The 18795-nt window shown below is 47.5% G+C and carries 17 protein-coding genes and 1 pseudogene; 3 read left to right on the plus strand and 15 right to left on the minus strand.

Annotated features, from left to right (window positions below; genetic code table 11):
• Positions 1-123: 123 nt before the first annotated feature.
• The 9 genes from PSE6802_RS0103750 to PSE6802_RS33105 form a co-directional block, all read right to left on the minus strand.
• On the minus strand, positions 124-1656 hold the full coding sequence (locus tag PSE6802_RS0103750; protein ID WP_019498727.1) for a YifB family Mg chelatase-like AAA ATPase: 1533 nt from the start codon (positions 1654-1656) through the stop codon (positions 124-126).
• Positions 1657-2403, minus strand: a complete 747-nt coding sequence (locus PSE6802_RS0103755) for a DUF4276 family protein (RefSeq protein WP_019498728.1) — start codon at positions 2401-2403, stop codon at positions 1657-1659.
• Positions 2400-3599 (minus strand): AAA family ATPase, encoded by a 1200-nt coding sequence (locus tag PSE6802_RS0103760; protein WP_019498729.1) that lies wholly within the window; start codon positions 3597-3599, stop codon positions 2400-2402. The genes PSE6802_RS0103755 and PSE6802_RS0103760 overlap by 4 nt, the downstream gene beginning before the upstream one ends.
• A 9-nt stretch (positions 3600-3608) precedes the next feature.
• On the minus strand, positions 3609-4484 hold the full coding sequence (gene dapF, locus PSE6802_RS0103765; protein WP_019498730.1) for a diaminopimelate epimerase: 876 nt from the start codon (positions 4482-4484) through the stop codon (positions 3609-3611).
• 213 nt (positions 4485-4697) lie between these two features.
• Complete coding sequence (trpD, locus tag PSE6802_RS0103770; protein WP_019498731.1) at positions 4698-5735, minus strand: anthranilate phosphoribosyltransferase; 1038 nt, start codon at positions 5733-5735, stop codon at positions 4698-4700.
• Positions 5736-5762: 27 nt separating this feature from the next.
• Complete coding sequence (locus tag PSE6802_RS0103775; RefSeq protein ID WP_019498732.1) at positions 5763-6140, minus strand: nuclear transport factor 2 family protein; 378 nt, start codon at positions 6138-6140, stop codon at positions 5763-5765.
• A gap of 648 nt (positions 6141-6788) precedes the next feature.
• Positions 6789-7007: a hypothetical protein gene (locus PSE6802_RS34010; protein WP_019498733.1), complete on the minus strand. Its 219-nt coding sequence runs from the start codon at positions 7005-7007 to the stop codon at positions 6789-6791.
• 657 nt (positions 7008-7664) lie between these two features.
• Positions 7665-8582 (minus strand): thylakoid membrane protein ThyD, encoded by a 918-nt coding sequence (gene thyD / locus PSE6802_RS0103785; protein ID WP_019498734.1) that lies wholly within the window; start codon positions 8580-8582, stop codon positions 7665-7667.
• Positions 8583-8793: 211 nt separating this feature from the next.
• Complete coding sequence (locus tag PSE6802_RS33105) at positions 8794-8937, minus strand: hypothetical protein (protein WP_156815395.1); 144 nt, start codon at positions 8935-8937, stop codon at positions 8794-8796.
• A gap of 78 nt (positions 8938-9015) precedes the next feature.
• Here PSE6802_RS33105 and PSE6802_RS0103790 point away from each other — a divergent pair, with 78 nt between their 5' ends.
• Complete coding sequence (locus PSE6802_RS0103790; RefSeq protein WP_019498735.1) at positions 9016-10179, plus strand: NAD-dependent epimerase/dehydratase family protein; 1164 nt, start codon at positions 9016-9018, stop codon at positions 10177-10179.
• A 60-nt stretch (positions 10180-10239) separates the two neighbouring features.
• Here PSE6802_RS0103790 and PSE6802_RS0103795 read toward each other — a convergent pair whose 3' ends face one another.
• Positions 10240-11289, minus strand: a complete 1050-nt coding sequence (locus tag PSE6802_RS0103795; protein WP_019498736.1) for a PPC domain-containing protein — start codon at positions 11287-11289, stop codon at positions 10240-10242.
• A gap of 296 nt (positions 11290-11585) precedes the next feature.
• Between PSE6802_RS0103795 and PSE6802_RS30745 the strand changes: the two genes are divergently transcribed.
• Complete coding sequence (locus tag PSE6802_RS30745; protein WP_019498737.1) at positions 11586-13307, plus strand: protein kinase domain-containing protein; 1722 nt, start codon at positions 11586-11588, stop codon at positions 13305-13307.
• 16 nt (positions 13308-13323) lie between these two features.
• Here PSE6802_RS30745 and PSE6802_RS0103805 read toward each other — a convergent pair whose 3' ends face one another.
• A complete protein-coding gene (locus PSE6802_RS0103805; RefSeq protein ID WP_225902638.1) occupies positions 13324-15639 on the minus strand; it encodes a heavy metal translocating P-type ATPase in 2316 nt (771 codons plus the stop codon).
• Between the two features lie 66 nt (positions 15640-15705).
• A complete protein-coding gene (locus PSE6802_RS33110; RefSeq protein ID WP_156815397.1) occupies positions 15706-15846 on the minus strand; it encodes a hypothetical protein in 141 nt (46 codons plus the stop codon).
• A gap of 244 nt (positions 15847-16090) precedes the next feature.
• Between PSE6802_RS33110 and PSE6802_RS27625 the strand changes: the two genes are divergently transcribed.
• Complete coding sequence (locus PSE6802_RS27625; protein ID WP_051050549.1) at positions 16091-17008, plus strand: MBL fold metallo-hydrolase; 918 nt, start codon at positions 16091-16093, stop codon at positions 17006-17008.
• Positions 17009-17032: 24 nt separating this feature from the next.
• On the opposite strand, the gene PSE6802_RS0103820 is transcribed toward PSE6802_RS27625, so the two are convergent.
• The 3 genes and pseudogenes from PSE6802_RS0103820 to PSE6802_RS36080 all read right to left on the minus strand — a co-directional run.
• Entirely contained in the window at positions 17033-17227 is a 195-nt protein-coding gene (locus tag PSE6802_RS0103820; protein ID WP_019498742.1) for a hypothetical protein, read from the minus strand.
• Positions 17228-17420: 193 nt separating this feature from the next.
• On the minus strand, positions 17421-18119 hold the full coding sequence (locus tag PSE6802_RS0103825; protein WP_019498743.1) for a hypothetical protein: 699 nt from the start codon (positions 18117-18119) through the stop codon (positions 17421-17423).
• 283 nt (positions 18120-18402) lie between these two features.
• A pseudogene (locus PSE6802_RS36080) lies at positions 18403-18543 on the minus strand (glycoside hydrolase family 19 protein); the annotation flags it as partial.
• Positions 18544-18795: the final 252 nt, after the last annotated feature.

The raw sequence follows: 18795 nt of genomic DNA on the forward strand, positions 1-18795 counted from the left end.
GAGCCACTGCCGTGTGGAACCACTGCACCCCGTCCTAAGCCTATTGGCTATAGCTATATGAGGCGATACCCACGAAAAATTTACAGGCAATTTCTTCTTTCCAGTAGTTTGGCTTGGTTGCGTTCATGTCATCCGATCTAAGGTGCGGTATTGGACGGCCTCGGCGAGGTGGGGTGTTTCGATCGCTTCTTTGCCAGCGAGGTCGGCAATCGTGCGGGAAACTTTGAGGATGCGATCGGTGGCGCGGGCGGAGAGTCCAAGGCGGCGGATGGCAGCTTCAAGAAGGCTGAGGGATGACTCGTCGAGCTGGCACCACTTACGTAGGTGGCGACTTTGCATTTGGGCGTTGCAGTTGAGTTTTGCTTCTTTTTGGAAGCGCTCTTGCTGGCGTTGGCGGGCAGCCTGGACGCGCGATCGCACCTCGGTTGAACTTTCGCCTTCCTTATAGCTGGTCATTTCCTCGGGTTTGAGGCGGTTGACTGCGACCTGGAGGTCGATGCGATCCATTAATGGCCCTGATAGCTTAGCCCAATATTGTTCGCGTTGTTTGGGCGTGCAGGTGCAGGCTTGAATGGAATCGCCGTAGTAACCGCACTGGCATGGATTTGTACTTGCAACTAAAGTGAATTGGGATGGGTACGTAACGGACTGTCGCGTACGGGAAATAGATACGTAGCCATCTTCTAAGGGCTGTCGCAGGAATTCCAATACTTCGCGTTTAAATTCTGTAAGTTCGTCAAGGAATAAAATACCATGATGAGCGAGGGATATCTCACCAGGCTTGGGATAACTGCCACCACCCACAAGTGAGGGGCCGGAAGCGGAGTGATGGGGACTGCGGAAGGGGCGATCGCTGACCAAACCTCTGCCCTTGAGCAATCCGGCGACGGAATGCACTTGAGTAGCTTCTAAGGCTTCTTGGAAAGTCATGGGAGGCAAAATCCCCGGCAAGCGTCGTGCCAGCATGGTTTTGCCAGAACCAGGCGGCCCCACAAAAATCAAGTTGTGCCCGCCCGCCGCCGCAATTTCGAGGGCGCGGCGAGCGTGTTCCTGACCCTTGACATCTTTAAGATCTAATGGAAAGGGGGCGGCAGAATTGGATGAATTTGAAAGTGTTGTTGCCCTGCTGGCTGGAGTGTACTTATGGGGCGTAGCGAGAAATTCTCCCACTTCGGTGAGGTTGCGCAGGCCGTAGACAGATAAACCTTCAACTACTGCTGCCTCTTGAGCGTTCTCGACCGGAACGATCAGGGCTTTGATGCCTAGTTTAATCGCTGTAGCAGCGATCGGCAGCACGCCTGCGACGGGACGCAAGGAGCCATCGAGGGATAGCTCGCCCAGGAACAAAAAATTATCGATTAGTTGCACGTTGACTTGCTCGGAGGCGGCCATAATCCCGACACTGATTGGCAGATCGAAGCTGGGACCCTCTTTACGCAGATCGGCAGGCGTAAGGTTGATAACTATTTTTTTCATGGGAAAGGTATAGCCGGAATTTTTGAGGGCGGACTTGACGCGCTCTTTACTTTCCTGGACGGCGGTATCTGGTAACCCCACCACCACAATTCCCGGCAGTCCTCCGGCCACATCAACCTCAACCCCTACCTGGATGGCTTCGATTCCTAGAACTGAGGCACTCCAAACTCTTGCTAACATTTAAGTGCCCCTCCATGAATCTTGGCTTAATTGTATTTGTGTAATGCTACTAAGCTTCCCGTTTAAAAGTTGATATTGGTCAGTTCGAGGTTGATGCAAACATTGCCAACACCATGCAAATAATGTTCGCAAGGATGCACAGGTATCCGGGTTTGATAAAACTTTTTCAGTATCAAGGCAAGCGAGAATTTGTCCACCATGTTCTAACTCCTCAAAGCCCTGATAAATTGCCTTTAATTTATTTTTAGGATGAGGAATCTCTTCAACATCATAGTCACAGTCTTCTAAAGAAGTCCCCAGGACTGAATTTACTGCGCTAGCATCAGCAAAATAGTATGCTTCCAACATGTTAACGAGGAAATGCACAGAAGCTCGATGTTTTTCTTGAGAAAGCATCGTATCAAGTGCAAGTCGGTAACGATTAAAAACTTCTGTTGCTTGGTCTCTGCGATCCTGTTCTAGATCGTCAATCAAAAGTACATAGTCGATGTTTTCATTTAACCGCCTTCTGGCTTCAAGCCCAATCTCCTCCTCATCTCGATTGGGAATTGTTTGACCGCTCCCTACCATTTTTAACTTTTTCTTGTCAGAAGTAATTGGCGATCGCTGTCCGATTTGACGAATGACCTCAAAATAACAAGTCCCCAATTTTGTCAGCGAACGAAAAAGCATAGGTAAGTGTTGAGCTTCAGTATCTCCAGTCACAATTAAGCCAAACTTGACGAAACGCCATGCTGAGTCGCTCATCTAGCTAACCCTTCAACCAAAGTCTGACTTTGCCGACTTTGTGGTGCGATCGCCTCAGACATATACAGCGAACCAACAGCATATTCCTCTAGCAAATCCTGGACTTCCTCCATTTCGCTAACTCTTTTAATTACAGTTTGCCCCAGATCGTCTACTTCGGTAACTAATATATTTTCTGGATTAAATTGACTCATCAAAACAGGAGAATGAGTAGCAATAAATACTTGTTTATTCCAGCTTGTTGTAGCTAGTTTTACTGCCTTGGCAAAGGTAGCGATCGCCCAGGGATGTAGAGATATTTCTGGCTCATCAAATAAGATTAAAGAATTGCGCTCTTCTCCTTCAGAAAAAAGCGCTGTGAGGTGTATAAGCATTTGCAAATAACCATCAGACACTCCCGAAGCTTGAATTGGTTTTCGTCTTCTTCTCTCTAAAAAACTCCCATAGACTGTACTTGGGCCAGTCTGCTCGATTAAAAGATCGTCAAACAATGGGAAACTTTCTCTCATGAGATCGACAATTGTATCGTACCGTCGATCGATTCTGCGCTTATCATGCAGGTTTCTTAAAACTGACCAGAGGTTATCAGATCGATCCCACAACCATGTGTGATAGCTAGACTCCGATCCTCTTTGCTTCAAGACAAATAAGTTAGCTTGTCGCGCATGATAGAGATGTACGAAATGAAGTAACTTGTCTAATTCAGAGGTTTCTTCAACATCTTCTTGAAAATCAACATACTTACTAAAGGCAAGTCTTTCGGGATCTCTCAGATCGAAAGTAGCATAACCAAGGGATAGATGATAGAATTTAACCTTATCACTACCAACTTTGCGATCGATTAAATTAATATTTCTAACCTTGGAGTATAATTTTTCTCCTACAAAGGGTTCGATTCTTCCTGATGAATAGCTGAATAGAACCTCATATTTTACACTCTCAGTTTCAATCTCAATTGATATATTTGTATTTTCATCGTCTGCTCCATCCCACAATGCTCCAATGCCGTGGCTCCTAGCGCTGGATGCTTGTTCAACCCCTCTAATTGCACAATCTCGAATAAACCAGATTGTATCTAGAAATGTTGACTTGCCAGCACCGTTTGCGCCAAATAGGACGTTCAAATCTTTAAGCTCGATGTCTATATCTGCTAACGAGCGAAAGTTTTTAACTCTGAGGTGCGTTAATTTAGACATGGTACCTAACTAACTGTCTTGACTTATCTGAGCCTGACCTGTAAATACTTTTTGGGCTGGGCCTGTCATTAAGACATGGTTGGTTTCCGCAACCCAATGAATCTTGAGATCGCCGCCGGGGAGGTTAACGGTACAGGTGCGATCGCACAGGTCATTTAAGACGCCGGCAACCACAGAAGCGCAAGCTCCCGTACCGCAGGCGAGGGTAGCTCCAGCTCCGCGCTCCCAAACGCGCATTTTCATGTAGTCGCGACGCACCATTTCAATAAACTCGGTATTGGTGCGCTGAGGGAAAACGGCATGATGCTCGAATTTTGGGCCAATCTCAGCTAAAGTGATATTACCTACATCGGTCACAAAAGTAATGCAGTGGGGGTTACCCATGCTGACGGTGGTGACATGCCACGTTTGTCCTGCCACTTCAAGCGGAACGTTAATGGCTTTGCTGTCCGGCTCGGCTAGTGTAGTGGGGATTTCCCGAGCCAGCAGGCGCGGTTCTCCCATATCGACGGTAATCTGTCCGTCCGCATCCAGTTGCAGTACCATCAGACCCGCTCCAGTTTGGATGTGGTAGCGTTTGTCTATAGGAGCTATTTCCAGATCCACCATAAATTTGGCAAGGCAGCGGATGCCGTTACCGCACATTTCTGGCTCGGAGCCGTCGGAGTTAAAGATCCGCATGCGGTAATCTCCAGGCTGACCATCTGTGGCGGGGAGCAGGAAAATTACGCCGTCAGCACCAATGCCAAAGTTACGATCGCACCACTTAATTGCTTGTGCTGCTGTGAGTTTTGGTTCGGGGCGATCGCGGTTATCGATCAGGATAAAGTCGTTACCGAGACCGTGATATTTGCTAAATGCTAATTGTTCTACCTGTGATGCCATGCCCGAAACCTAGATCGTAAGTACTTATTTGCCTTAATCGTAACTTAATACCAATTTAAATTGTTGTGGTTGCGGATGGGAGGTGGGGGCAATGACCCCATGCAGGGGTTCTACCCCTTCACCCCGTTCGATCTGAGGACAGCATGTTGGACTGGCATCGGCATAGTGTGCGTGACTTGAAAGGGGCTTGCCCCCCATTGCTTAGTCCCCCCATCAACTGTTCAGAAATCCTACTAATTGCTCTAATTTTTGCCATGCGGCACCGCTGCTAATCACTTCAGATGCCAGCTTTACTCCTTCTGCCCAGGTATTTGCTTTGCCTGCTACCCGTAAAGCAATGCCACTATTGAGGGCAACGCAATCTGTCTGGGCGACTGTACCCTTACCCTGCAATACAGAGCGTAGAATTTCAGCATTTTCAGCGATGCTGCCACCTTTAAGTGCAGAGCTAGAAGCATTGGATAATTCTAAAGCTTGCGAGTCGATCGCTTCTAAGGTAATGCGATCGCCCTGTAGAAAGGCAATATCCGTAAGATCGCCCAAACCTGCCTCGTCCATCCCTTCGCGGCTGTGCAAGACGACGGCTTGCTGGCGACCCAGGATCTGGAGCGCCTGAGCCACAGTCTGAAGCAAATCCTTGTGATATACGCCCATTACCTGCGCGGTTGGTTGTGCGGGATTCACCAGTGGCCCGATCAGATTAAAAACGGTGCGAACGCCCAAACTGCGACGAATGGAACCCACAGCTTTCATGGCAGGATGCCAGTTAGGCGCAAACAGGAAGGTAATTCCCACAGAGGGGAGCGCGTCGTAAATTTTCTCTGGTGTCGCTGCCAGATTCACGCCCAGCGCTTCCAGGACATCGGCTGAACCCGAGCGGCTGGACATGGCGCGATTGCCGTGCTTGGCAACTGGAACGCCAGCGGCGGCAGCGACAAAAGCTACGGCAGTTGAGATGTTAAATGTCTCTGCTCCATCACCGCCCGTACCGCAGGTGTCCAGGAGACTGTTCATGCCATGACTGAGGGAGGAATCTGCCGCCTGCCCCAGAGATAGCTGCTGCAATACGCCTGCCATTGCTGCCAGTTCCACTGCTTCTATGCCCTTACATTGCAGTGCCACTAAAATTGCACCTGACAACTCCGGTGCGATCGCCGCGTCTAGCCAACCCTGCATCAGTGTAGTGGCTTGCTCGCGATCGAGCGATCGTTTATCAATCAGTTGTTTGAGAATCTCAGACCAATTTGTCATGTTAGTTGGGATAAAGATGTTGGGAGTTTATACGATCGCACTAACGCTGCCGCCTGCAATTTGCCAGCCGTTTTCGCCTTTGCGCCACACCCTCATATAGCGGTAGTCGCCCGCGAAGGCATTTCCTAAATAGGTACCGCTCAGGAAGATTTTAGCCGATGCCAGAACGAAGCGATCGCTCCAAACTCGTATCTCTAGCTCCTTGAGCACGAATTCATGGAACTGCGTGCCACCAGTGCGATGCAACTCCAGATCCATCGCTTTGGTCGCCAAATCGCCAGTCGGCCCCGCGAACAACAGGTCATCGGCGATGAGCGCGTCCAACTCGGCCACATCTGAAGCACGCATTGCGGCATAAAGTCGCGCTTCGCATGCGCGGATTTGGGTTTCGATGTCTGGACTCATGTCTTAAACAATTTGGGCTAAAGATTTAGCGTAGGTGGGCAATGCCCACCAGCCTTAGCCTGGATTATTCATGACGATCTGCAAAAATCCTCAAAAACCTCACTGGGAAAGCAATCTAGCGGGTTACCCAAAAATACAGTCTGTTTTTTGGAATCCACCCACCGTCAGGGTTTCGCGGACTGGTGAATAATCCAGGTTAATTCAGTGACATTCGATTATAGTTCCACTTGTCGATCACTGGTAGCTATCATTCCTAAATGTGATCGATTCGCTATGCTTACCTAACTGCGTTAGCTTGCGTGTCAGAGTCAACTGCTCAGTTGAATCAATTTCTTGTGTTCTGTAGAAGTGAGTGCTTCTGCTTACCTTTTAGCAATTATTAGGGCAAGATATTTCTCCCGAGTTTGGGCTGAGAAGCTGATGTCGATTTGTTGTAATAGTTCGGTTTCGGTAGTTTGAGGATGGCTGCTTGAGGCTGAAGATGTCCTTGCATATAAACCAATCTAAATCTCAATCTAGTTATTATTTTTGGGCGGTTCTTTAGGTGGTTTTACTGGCGGCATAGGTAACTTAATAGAACTGGGGGGCAATGAATGCTGCCTATCTTGTCGCTTCTCACCCTTATCTTCTTTCTTCCGTTCAAGCATTTTAGTTTCCTCCCAAATAATTCTGCTTAAAGTATTTCTCAGTTTTAGTTTCAGCCGTAGTGAGATATTTTTTGTTGTCTGGCAGAGGACTGGAAGACAGATAAAGATTTACAGCCTTCTGTTTCCTACGCTTTAGTTCAAGCGTTAGGTTATGAATTTCAGCATCTGTCAACAATCCTTCAGAGACTGCATACCATTTCTCCTCAGCATAGAGCAGCAAATCTACCAATTCCGCATTTAGAGACTCAATACTGCGTACCCTTTTTTGATATGGTAAGTGAGGTCTAATAGCAGTTATTAGATGTGATAATGCAATTATAGCAGCCCAAACAAATTGAGCTTTTGACCAAATAACCCAGCCTGCAATGCTGCCATTTGATACAACAGCCAGAAAAATTTCTGTTGATGTATCTAGTCGTACGGCTTCAAGATGAAAGCATTCGAGATACTCAATATGAACTTTTAACTCAACTAGCTCATTCCAAAATCGCTGCTGACAGCTAATAGCTTATACCTCCAATGTGACAAAGTTACTTAACCTAGATTACAGCAATCTTGCTTATAGTTATAGCTCAAAAGTCTGCCAATGAACTTATTCTAACTAAAGGTGTAATATGAAATCCAGCTAATTAATTATTGATACATTAACTGTTTACAATGGTTTCAGCCTATTTTTGCGATAAGCAATCAACCGGATTTCATAATAATTAAGCCATCATTAAGATCGCTTTTAACATACTCCTTAGAAGATTTACGCCAAAAAAAGAAACCTATTGTGCAGGCGTAAGAAGATAAGTAGCACTCATAGCCGAGGCGGTTAAAATTCAATTACTTCCATCATGAAGGTATGTTTTGTACTTTGAGCGCTAACTATGTCTTAAACAATTTGGGCTAAAGCCAGATTTATAGTGGGATACTGGAACTGAAAGCCGTACTGTGCTGCCTTTTTGGGCAGTACCTTTTGCCCTTCCAAGGCCAGGATGGAAGCTTCACCCAGCAGAGCTTGCAACGCAAACGCAGGTACGGGTAATGGGGCAGGGCGCTTCACCACCTTGGCTAAAGCTTGGGTAAATTCCTCATTAGTAACAGGGTGAGGAGTCGTAGCGTTAACCGCCCCTTTAATTTGCTCGTTTGTAAGAGCAAAAATAATCAGATTCACCAGATCGTCGCGGTGAATCCAGGACAACCATTGCTGGCCGGAGCCAAGCTTGCCGCCCGCACCCAACTGGAAGATAGGCAGGACTTTACCTAAAAAGCCACCCAAACCCATGACAATGCCGTTGCGTAGTTTGACGACCCTCACTCCTAATGCCTCAGCCGCATCGGCTTCTGCTTCCCAAGCTTTGCACACCCCGGCGAGAAAATCGTTGCCTCCCAAACTGTATTCGTCGAATTCCTGGGTTGGGTCGGTACCGTAGTAGCCAACGGCTGAAGCATTCACTAACACCTTGGGTTTAGGCGAGGCCATCTTCATCGCCTCTACAATTTGGCGCGTTCCAAGCTGACGGCTTCGTAGAATTTCCTGCTTGCGGGACTGACTCCAGGGTGTCTCGGAAAGCGGCGCTCCAGCTAAATTTACAACGGCATCGCAGTCAGAAAATATTTTGCCCCATTCACCGGCAACGGTTGGGGTATAGCCGATCGCATCTACGTTTGGAAAAACTGCTTTGGGAAATTGGCGCGTTGCTTTTTGGGTATTGCGCGTCAAGATGACGACAGCATGACCGATCGAGTTTAACTGCTCTACTAATCTCATGCCTACAAACCCAGTAGCACCAGCTACTACAACCTTCATGCCAATATTTCCTTAGTTAACTTGCGGTTAAATTATTGTAGCGTGGGATTCATCCGAATCCATCTAAGGTAACCTAAGTGATTAAGTTGTTCGATCGCTGAGTTGGTTACTGCCTGCTTTATCGATAATTTGGGTTGGGTAGGCGTTAATTTAGACAGCGATCGCAACCAAAGGTGACGATTCCTGCTAGGGTAAAGCAATAATCTGCTTACTAGCCATTTGGCTCCCGTTTGTGGTTTAGCGATCGGCTAACATCAAACATAGTCGCAGTCAACAGGCTCAGGAAGGAATGCAAGGGTTCTACTCCTGCATGGGGCACCCCCGTATTAACCGAGCTGCCTACAGCTATAGTCATTAGTTTGAGTCTAAGCTGGCAGGCAAGAACAAACAAAATGGTCGAAGTTGCAAATTTTTAAGTTAAAAGCGAAGTTTCATGAAAGTTTTGGTGATTGGCGGCGATGGATATTGCGGTTGGGCTACAGCATTATATTTAGCCAAACAAGGTCATGAGGTTGGTGTTTTAGATAGCTTGATACGGAGGCATTGGGATCTAACGCTAGGGGTAGATACCCTCACCCCGATCGCCCCTATCCACAAGCGCGTAGAACGGTGGAAGGCTGTGACAGGCCAACATCTGGATCTATTTGTGGGCGATATCACCAACTACGAGTTTCTAGAAGCTGTATTTCGTCAATTTGAACCGCAAGCTGTCGTGCATTTTGGCGAACAGCGTTCCGCTCCCTTCTCTATGATCGATCGCGAGCGCGCTGTCCTCACCCAGGTAAATAATGTTGTTGGTACGCTGAATATCCTCTATGCCATTCGAGATCTTTGCCCTGAATGCCATCTGGTCAAGCTAGGCACTATGGGCGAGTACGGTACCCCAAACATTGACATCGAAGAGGGTTACATCACAATCGAACATAACGGGCGCAAGGATACGCTACCCTATCCCAAGCAACCGGGCAGTTTCTACCATGTCAGTAAGTGTCAGGATTCTCTGAACATTCACTTTGCCTGCCGCATCTGGGGCTTGCGCGCCACCGACCTCAATCAGGGCGTAGTTTACGGCGTTCTGACGGAGGAAACTGGATTTGACGAGATCTTGATCAACCGTCTCGACTACGATGGTGTATTTGGTACGGCGCTGAATCGCTTCTGCATTCAGGCCGCAGTCGGCCACCCGCTCACCGTCTATGGTAAGGGCGGACAAACCAGGGGCTTCCTCGATATTAGAGATACGGTGCGTTGTATCGAGTTAGCGATCGCTACTCCAGCGGAACCTGGCAAATTCCGCGTCTTTAACCAGTTTACCGAGCTATTTTCCGTTGAGGATCTAGCGCTGATGGTACAAAAAGCCAGCCAGACCATGGGGTTAAAAGTGGATATCAACTACTTGGACAACCCCCGCGTCGAGCTAGAGCAGCATTACTTCAACGCTAAAAACACCAAGCTTTTAGATCTAGGTCTGCAACCGCACTACCTTTCAGATGCCTTGCTCGATTCCCTGCTGAATTTTGCGATTAAATATCGCGATCGCGTCGATGCCAACCAGATACTACCCAAAGTTTCCTGGAAGCGCGGCATGGCAAAGTAAAATCTAACAATTAAGAGGGCGAACGTAGTTCGCCCTCCATTGTGTTGATAATCTGGTAGTTTAACGCAAGCGCGAAGAAGAGCTAATCGTTAGTCGATAATTGCCGCGATCGCCAGGTCTTAATGAATTGACCAGAACCTTATAGGTGCCGCTTTTCGGTAGGCGGTACTCCAATGCAGCATTGCGATCGCCGATGGAGTTGTCATTGCTAGCGAGAACGCGATCGTCAGAGTCGAGCAAAAAAATGACTGGGAAGAAGCTAGAACTGCTGACCCTGACCGTAACGAGGCGATCCTGCTCCCCCTGAAACTCGGAAATATTGTAGGGGCTATTATCCTGAATGAGCCTGGAACTACGAGCGTCCAGTTCTTCTATGCGATCGACACTGTAAAGATTAGAGTCTCTCTCGACCACCACACTGTAACGTCCGGTCTGTTTGGTATCGCCATTGCTTGCCAAGATCGTGTAGATGCCAGTTTCAGGCAATTTGATATTCACCTGCGCCACTCTCTGTCTAGTGGCGTTATCATCAGCGGCGATTACCTGACGCTCTGGATCTAGCACGATCAGATAGGGGCTTAGTTGCCAGTCACCTGGCTTGCCACCGATCAACTTAGCGACAATTGGCTGATTAGCTTTGCCCTGAAATTGATAGATGTGCATTGGTCTGCCACTGCTGCGAAAGCTGTTGTCACCCAGGACGCAGTGTACGACTTCACCATACCTAATCCGGCGAATCGCTCTGATATGACCTTCTTCATCGCAACTCACCACACCACTGGGTAGGGGCGGTCGAGGGCGTGTTTCTACAACGGTTTGCGGTGGTGGGCCTGGCTCGTACACGGGTAGGGGATCGTAACTTTGGTTACTTACACTGGTAGATTGGGCACGAGGGGACTGAACGGCAGCTAGTTCTGGCTCCGGTATCCTATTGACGGGAACTGGAACAGCAGCAGGTGGCTGGGGTGCCGGTACCCTTGGCTTTGGAACTTCAGTCGGGACGGCATTTGCCAACGAAGCTGTAGCAAGAACTAGCAGACAATCAAGTACAAAAGTTGCCAAGCCTAGGTTTAGCAAGTACTTGTGTTTTTTAAGGATGTCTCTGGGCATGATAAAAACTCACAGTCTCAGTTAAGGGAAATGCGTCGTTTCAACGCTAATTATGTACGCTGCAAAATTTAGCCATGCTAAATGCGGGAAAACCAGAAGAATGTTTTAATAACCACCCTGGTTTGCATTTTCCCACAGATGCACGATCCTGCTGGCTACTATGACGCAACTTCGTAAATTTAGTTCGCAAATGCATGCGCTTGCTTGGATATTTAGCTACCTAATAGAGTCTTCAAGCAAATGGCAAGTATGGCAAAATAACTTATATTCGCCTATAAAGTCAAGACAAGCTTTTTGTGATAGTTGGCACAATACTCCGCAATCGTTATCGGATTACTCGACAGCTTGGCAGCGGTGGCTTTGGTGTCACTTATTTAGCAGAAGATGAAGATTTACCAGGTAAACCCAAGTGCGTTGTCAAGCATTTCAAACCCAGGCATCCCAACCCATCGACCTTACCGATCGCTAAAGGTTTATTCGATCGCGAAGCTAACGTTCTCTATAGACTCGGACAAGAACACGACCAGATTCCCAAGCTATACGCCCATTTTGAGGAGGATGGAGAATTTTACTTAGTCCAGGAGTACGTTCACGGTCATAATCTCGCCACAGAATTTAAGCAAGATCGGTGTTTGACCGAACCAGAGGTTTTTAATCTACTATTTAGCATCTTGGGCGTGCTGTCAGTCGTCCATCAGCATGGCGTAATCCATCGGGATATTAAGCCACCGAATTTGATGCGCCGCTACCGCGATGGCAAAATTGTCCTGATTGATTTTGGCGCAGTTAAAGAGGCCAGCACCTTAACGGTCGATGCTCAAGGCCAGACGAGTATCACTGTGGTGGTTGGCTCATCTGGCTATATGCCCGACGAGCAAGCGAACGGCAAACCCAAACTATGCAGTGACGTTTATGCTGTGGGCATGATTGGGGTTGAGGCACTGACAGGTGTAGCGCCCAGCAAACTACCGGAAGACTCCGAGACAGGTGCAATTATCTGGCGCGATCGCACCAATGTCAGCGATAGTCTGGCGAGTGTTTTAGATAAGATGATCGAACCCCACTTTAGCCAGCGCTACCGCTCTGCTTCCGAAGCACTGCAAGCACTGCTCGCGGCGGCGGCAATAGCGACACCACATCGCACTGGCGATCGAGTTAGTGCCGCCATTAATACGGTCGATCCGCCGTTAACGGTACTGGATGCGGACACCGAACTGACTCGCAATCTTTCTGCTGACGACCTCTCCACATCTGACGTTCTTACCATGGCAGACAATGGAGATTCCTCAGAGATCGTTACCTCGGAAACCGTTATACTCAGCAATATTCCCACATCTATATCTCCAGGTTCAGCGCCGTTGCCTACCCACTTAATCGATACTCCCACCGCGATCGCTCATCCAACCGAGACTTCTGAGTTGCCAAGATCTTCGATTGTCGCTATAGCGCAGGACAAATTCGGCTACTATTTATCCTCTCTAGGATCGAAACGATTAATGTTGGGAATTGGAGGGATAGGCGCGGTAATTGCTGCCGTGCTTGTGAGCTTGAGCTTTTCTCAACTATCTACACCAAATCGCTCAGAGGTTGAAACAACTAAACCCGTATCGCCCATCCCTACCAAAGTCACAGTGCCTGTAGCTCCTCCAAAAGTTAAGAAAGGGAAGATGGCTATGCCTGGTGGAACTACATATGAGGGAGAATTGGTAAATGGGAGGCCAAATGGTAAGGGTAAGATAATTGCAAAAACCTATAGCTGTGAGGGGAATTTTCGGAATGGAGCACTTAACGGACGGGGGTTTTGCAACTATAAGAACGGCGATCGCTACGAAGGAGAATTTAGCGATAATAAATTTAGCGGTCGCGGAAAAATTGCATATGCTTCAGGCATTCGCTACGAAGGAGAATTTAGCAATGATAACCTCAATGGCAAAGGAGTGCTGATTTATCAAGATGGTAGGCGAGATGAAGGCATCTGGAAAGATGGGGAATTAGTGGATCGTAAAAGCATTAAATAGCCGTCCTTATAGAACACTAGGAATATGCTTTTCGGGAGAGCCAACGGAGAGAAAGAGAACTGACGACAACGCTCACAGAGCTAAACGCCATTGCCATCCCTGCCATCATTGGATTCATGAGAATACCAAACTGAGGATAGAGAATGCCTGCGGCAATGGGAATACCGATCGTGTTGTAGGCAAATGCCCAGAAAAGATTCTGACGGATTTTGCTAAAGGTGGCACGGCTGAGAGCGATCGCATTTACGACATCGGTAATATCCTGGCGCATCAAGACAATATCGGCAGTGGAGATCGCCACATCCGTCCCCGAACTAAGGGCTATTCCTACTTCCGCACATGCCAGAGCGGGCGCGTCGTTAACTCCATCGCCCACCATTGCTACCCGTTGACCCTGCGACTGTAATTGCCTGATGGCAGCAGCTTTACCATCGGGCTTGACATCAGCAATTACCCGCTCTAAAGGTAGGTTAGCCTGAGCCGCGATCGCTCTGGCGGCGGCATGGCGATCGCCAGTGAGCATCCATACCTGCAAGCCCATATCTTGCAAAGTTTTGACCACTGAGATGGCTTCGGGTTTGAGCGTATCCCGGATGGCGATCGCGCCAAGCAGTTCCGGTAATTGTGGATTCTGTTCGGAGCCAAAGACTTGCGCGACAAATACTGGGGTCTTCCCATCATCTGCCAAATTGTTTGCTCGTTCCTGCCAGGAGTTATCTATATTGACACCCTCGCTTTGCAGCCAGGTCTGATTGCCAACCCAGATCCTGCGATCGCAAAATTCTGCCTTCACGCCACCACCACTGATGAGTTGGCAATCCTTCGCCATTTCCAGAACTAGGTCGTGCTGCTCGGCCTCAGCCACAATTGCTGCACCGAGGACGTGGTTAGCGCAAGCTTCGGAGCTTGCAGCCCATTTCAGCAACTCCAGACTCCGAGCGGAGCGCTCGGATGCATGTGAGTCGAGCGCGGGAACGATATCGGTGACTCTGGGCTTGCCCTCTGTCAGCGTACCAGTTTTATCAAACATAACCGCCGTCAGGTTATGCACTTTTTCCAGACTGGCACCGCCTTTGATTAAAATGCCTCGTTCTGCCCCCATCCCCGTACCAACCATAATGGCACTGGGCGTTGCCAGACCAAGCGCGCAGGGACAGGCAATCACCAACACCGAAATCGCATTTTTGAGGCTAAATACCAATTCGCGCTCGCCCAGCACCCACCAGAAGAGAAATGTCAGCGAGGCGATCGCCATCACCGTATAGGCAAAATAGCCTGCCACTCGATCGGCTAAATATTGGATCGGAGCTTTGCTGGCTTGCGCCTCTTCGACCAACGAGATAATTCTGGCCAGGGTTGTTTGTTCTGCAGTTTGCATCACCTCTACTGTAATTGCACCGGTGAGATTCAGGGTTGCCCCCGTTACCCGCGCGCCTTCCTGCTTGACTGCGGGCAATGATTCACCCGTCAACATGGCTTCGTCAACGCTGGAGTTGCCCGCAATGACTTTGCCATCGATGGGAATCTTTTCGCCCGGTAACACGAGAATGCGATCGCCAATTTGTAAATCTTCTACCGCCACCGATGCCTGTATGGGAGGCTCGGCACGACCGACTAACAATCTGGCAGTAGGTGGCTGTAACTGCATCAAACTACTAATTGCTTCTGCTGCCCGCCTGCGCGCCCGTTGCTCTAGCGATCGCCCCAATAGGACAAAGCCCAATAACATTACTGGCTCTTCAAAAAAACAATGCCAACCTAACTTTGGCATTAAAAGTGCCGTCATACTGGCAGTGTAGGCGGCCAACGTCCCCATACCCACCAGAGAGTTCATATTGGGCGCGCGATACCAAAAGCCCTTCAGACCATCCCACCAGATCTGACGACCGGGGATTAATAAAGCGAGCGTGGCGATCGCGGCATGGGCGTACATGTTACTGAGTACGGGCAGTTTAATTATGCCCATCGGCCCCAAATGCCCCAATACCGCCAGACCGATCAGAGCTAAAGCCAAAAATATATCCAGCGCCGCTCGATTTTGCTTGTCGTCAGCAACTTCTTGCAGCTTTATCTGCCTGCGTTCCTGTAGCTGGGCCACAAAACCTGCCGAGGCGATCGCTTCAGTCATGCTCGTTACGAATGCGGAGCGCTCGACTTCAGCATCGTGAACGACAGTAGCTTTTTCTGTCAGCAGATTAACTGTTGCTGCACTAACACCTGGGCAGGCTAACAGGCGCTTTTCCACCAAGGCAACGCAGCCCGCACATTTCATGCCCTGGATACTGAGTGTGGTGGAAGTTAAAGCAGAAGAAGTTGATGGGGTTGTAGTCACGATAATTGAAGTTACTTGGTCTATCTTGACCTATGATGCCATAAGCCCTATCTTGCATCTATAGCCCTAATACATGGGGTCGAGACAAAAGCGATCCGTCTCGGACAGAATCACCTGGAAATTGTCTAATTTGCGATCGAGATCACTGCATTTAGCGGCATTTGTCGATAATTTGCGATCGGCATTGAGCAACCTGAAATTATTCAAGATTTAGTCCCGCAGACTGGCACGATCGCCAACATAAATCCATTAAAATTTAGAGATGCAAGTCGGATTGTAAAATATTATTTTCAAATTTTTTAAAGTAATTAAAGTAACTATTAACCACTAAAATTAACCAGACTCCGCTATTTATGTTGCCTTAATTTGCTCTTTCGACTCCCAGAAATATGCAGCTAGGGCTGTGCGATCGCCACTTTGTTCTGTGAATAACCACAATCTAAGCGCACCCATGTCCATAATTGACAGCCAATTTTCAATACATTTTTGGGGGGTGAGGGGTAGCATAGCTACACCTGGCATTAGTACTGTCCGTTATGGTGGCAATACTCCTTGCGTGGAGATGCGCTGTCACGGCAAGCGTTTAATTTTTGATGGTGGTACGGGCATGAGGTCGTTAGGGCACGATCTGATGCGATATGTACCTGTGGAAAGCGATATTTTCTTTACCCACACCCATTGGGATCACATTCAAGGGTTTCCCTTTTTCACACCGGCATTTATTCAAGGTAATAAATTTAATATTTACGGTCGGCAAACGCCTAGCGGAGCAACCATTCAGGAAATTCTAGAGGGACAAATGCTGCATCCTAACTTTCCTGTGCCCCTAAGGGTAATGGCAGCATCGATGCAATTTCATAATGTGAAGCTCGGCGAGCCTATAGAACTTGGGAATGGTGTAATAGTAGAACCTGGAGCGTTAAATCATCCTGGGGAAGCAACTGGTTATCGGGTAAGTTGGGGATCGCAAGTGGCAGTCTATGCCACAGATACAGAACATTTTCCCGATCGCCTCGATCCCAATCTCGTTTACCTGGCGCGCAATGCGGACGTGCTTATCCTTGACTGTACCTACACCGATGACGAGTACTGGTCGGAGAAATCGCCTAAAATTGGTTGGGGGCATTCCACATGGCAAGAAGCAGTTAAAGTGGCAGAAGCAGCAAACGTGAAAAAACTAGCGATCTTTCACCACGATCCCTGTCATGACGATGATATGTTGGATGCCATTGGAGAGCAGGCCAAAGAGAGGTTTCCAAATGCAGTGATGGCCAAAGAAGGGATGTCATTAGAGATTTCCGCTGGCGATCGAGATCGCGAGGCGGTGCTTTCTAGTTCAAGAGCAGGGGCTGTTGATCTGACTCACTGACAAAACCCCAAAAACCCTGATTCTTTATTCTTCGAGCCAGTGATTTTGACAAACTTGCCAGCATCTCGCAATATCCCCACCCGTTCCAAGCGAGCTATCAGAGCGCAACCAGCCAGACTCAATATTGCCATCAGCACTTTCAACAGTTATCGCCCCACCATCACCCGCATAGAAAACAGTCTGCACATTCGTGATCGCCACATCCTTAGTCCCCTTCACAATTACCTCACCAGAACTAGAGTTGAAACCAGTAGAGCCAAGTAGAACCGATCCACTGCATTGTAATCTTGGAGTTCACTTCATATACTACCGTATCTGATAGTGTTTAGCGGGATCGCACCACCACTACCACCTATCCATCAATCTATATTGGTGCCTTACGCTGTCGCTAACGCACCCTACTTGGCCACTCCTAGCTAGATTTTCTGGGATAAATGATAGGATACTCCTCTGGGTTACGCCGAGCACACGGTAAATTAACTTTAAAAACTAGGAGATTGAGTTTGTTATCTTCATATTTATACTCTGCTAAGTGGCTTCCACAATCGCTTCCTCCAGCCCTAGAAAACATCCTAAAGGTTCTATTTTTTGGGTTGAATGTGGGAAGCCCAGCTACTGATTTTTTGGACACTTCTTTCAATAAACCGCCATCTTCTATTATAACTTCTTTTAGGGGCAAAGGTCTCAAACTAACTTTCTGGTTGGACTTTTCATAGATAAAAAATTCAAAATTACCTTGATAACTTGCCCAAAAACAAAGTACTTCAACAAAAAATTTATTTTCCCCCACGCGAAATATGTTGAGTTGTCTATCTTTATTCTTTTTGAATTCCCTATCGAAGAAAGAACCTGTGTAATTGCAAATCTTAAATCTTTCTCGATTTGAGAAAACAAACGACCATATCTCTAATTTCTTTTCGGCGCTGGGTAAATAGTCTTTTAATTTCTCTTTTTGTAATTCCACAAAGCTTTTCTGTGACGCAGGAACCTCTTGATTTCTTTTGGAAATCTCACACCCCTCACTTGCTCCTTTGAGTATAAAAGGTACAGTAAAAAGAATGGTGACAAAAGCTTTTAAGCAGAGATTATCGAGCATGTTTTGATTAGGCATAAGGATCTAGTTGATTAAGAATTGCTTTGCATTTGCTAAATATACACGTCTTCTACTCAAGTAAGTGCGAGGCCCCTCTGTAACATCACCATTTACTATTAGAGTAATGTCTCGCAATATCTTTTCGCTATTTATCCCAACATCTTGATCTGCTATTAAACTGAGATCTTGACCTTTAAAGATTTTCCAAAAATATCCAGCACTAAGGGTTGCTAAAGCCGGATTAGTCGCAACTTGCTTTGGGAAGGGATCAATAGTAAGAGTTTTTCCTAAGCCTAAGTAAAGTGTAAACGTCTCTTCCAGTAATCTGGATTAATCCTCTACCCTTAAATCGCTTGCCATCTCCTGGTTCAGTGTTGCCAAGATCTAATCTTCCTTCGTATTCAGAACCATCAGCGTATTCCTCAGTCGTATTAAATGAATCTGCTTCCTGAATTAGCTGAGCAAAGAAGTGAGACTTCCTAATACCTGTATTGATAGTGTAGACAGCCATAACAACATTTAGATATGGAAGTAACTGACTGGCTAACTGTGAATTAGTCTCAGGAGCAATTTGAAGAAGCTGTTGTAATGTAACTTGAGGAGATAGACTAAGAGCTAGGCTTACTTGGGCAAATGGCGATCCTGTTGAAAGACCTGGTAGGAACGGGAGCATATCACTAATCACCTTATCCGT

This window comes from Pseudanabaena sp. PCC 6802, assembly GCF_000332175.1.
Lineage (GTDB): Bacteria > Cyanobacteriota > Cyanobacteriia > Pseudanabaenales > Pseudanabaenaceae > PCC-6802.

Excerpts from the sequence above, each read along its gene's own strand:
- PSE6802_RS0103750 (WP_019498727.1), bottom strand. The coding sequence starts at position 1,656 with ATGTTAGCAAGAGTTTGGAGTGCCTCAGTTCTAGGAATCGAAGCCATC.
- PSE6802_RS0103755 (WP_019498728.1), bottom strand. The coding sequence starts at position 2,403 with ATGAGCGACTCAGCATGGCGTTTCGTCAAGTTTGGCTTAATTGTGACT.
- PSE6802_RS0103760 (WP_019498729.1), bottom strand. The coding sequence starts at position 3,599 with ATGTCTAAATTAACGCACCTCAGAGTTAAAAACTTTCGCTCGTTAGCA.
- dapF (WP_019498730.1), bottom strand. The coding sequence starts at position 4,484 with ATGGCATCACAGGTAGAACAATTAGCATTTAGCAAATATCACGGTCTC.
- trpD (WP_019498731.1), bottom strand. The coding sequence starts at position 5,735 with ATGACAAATTGGTCTGAGATTCTCAAACAACTGATTGATAAACGATCG.
- PSE6802_RS0103775 (WP_019498732.1), bottom strand. The coding sequence starts at position 6,140 with ATGAGTCCAGACATCGAAACCCAAATCCGCGCATGCGAAGCGCGACTT.
- thyD (WP_019498734.1), bottom strand. The coding sequence starts at position 8,582 with ATGAAGGTTGTAGTAGCTGGTGCTACTGGGTTTGTAGGCATGAGATTA.
- PSE6802_RS33105 (WP_156815395.1), bottom strand. The coding sequence starts at position 8,937 with ATGACTATAGCTGTAGGCAGCTCGGTTAATACGGGGGTGCCCCATGCA.
- PSE6802_RS0103790 (WP_019498735.1), top strand. The coding sequence starts at position 9,016 with ATGAAAGTTTTGGTGATTGGCGGCGATGGATATTGCGGTTGGGCTACA.
- PSE6802_RS0103795 (WP_019498736.1), bottom strand. The coding sequence starts at position 11,289 with ATGCCCAGAGACATCCTTAAAAAACACAAGTACTTGCTAAACCTAGGC.
- PSE6802_RS27625 (WP_051050549.1), top strand. The coding sequence starts at position 16,091 with ATGTCCATAATTGACAGCCAATTTTCAATACATTTTTGGGGGGTGAGG.
- PSE6802_RS0103825 (WP_019498743.1), bottom strand. The coding sequence starts at position 18,119 with ATGCCTAATCAAAACATGCTCGATAATCTCTGCTTAAAAGCTTTTGTC.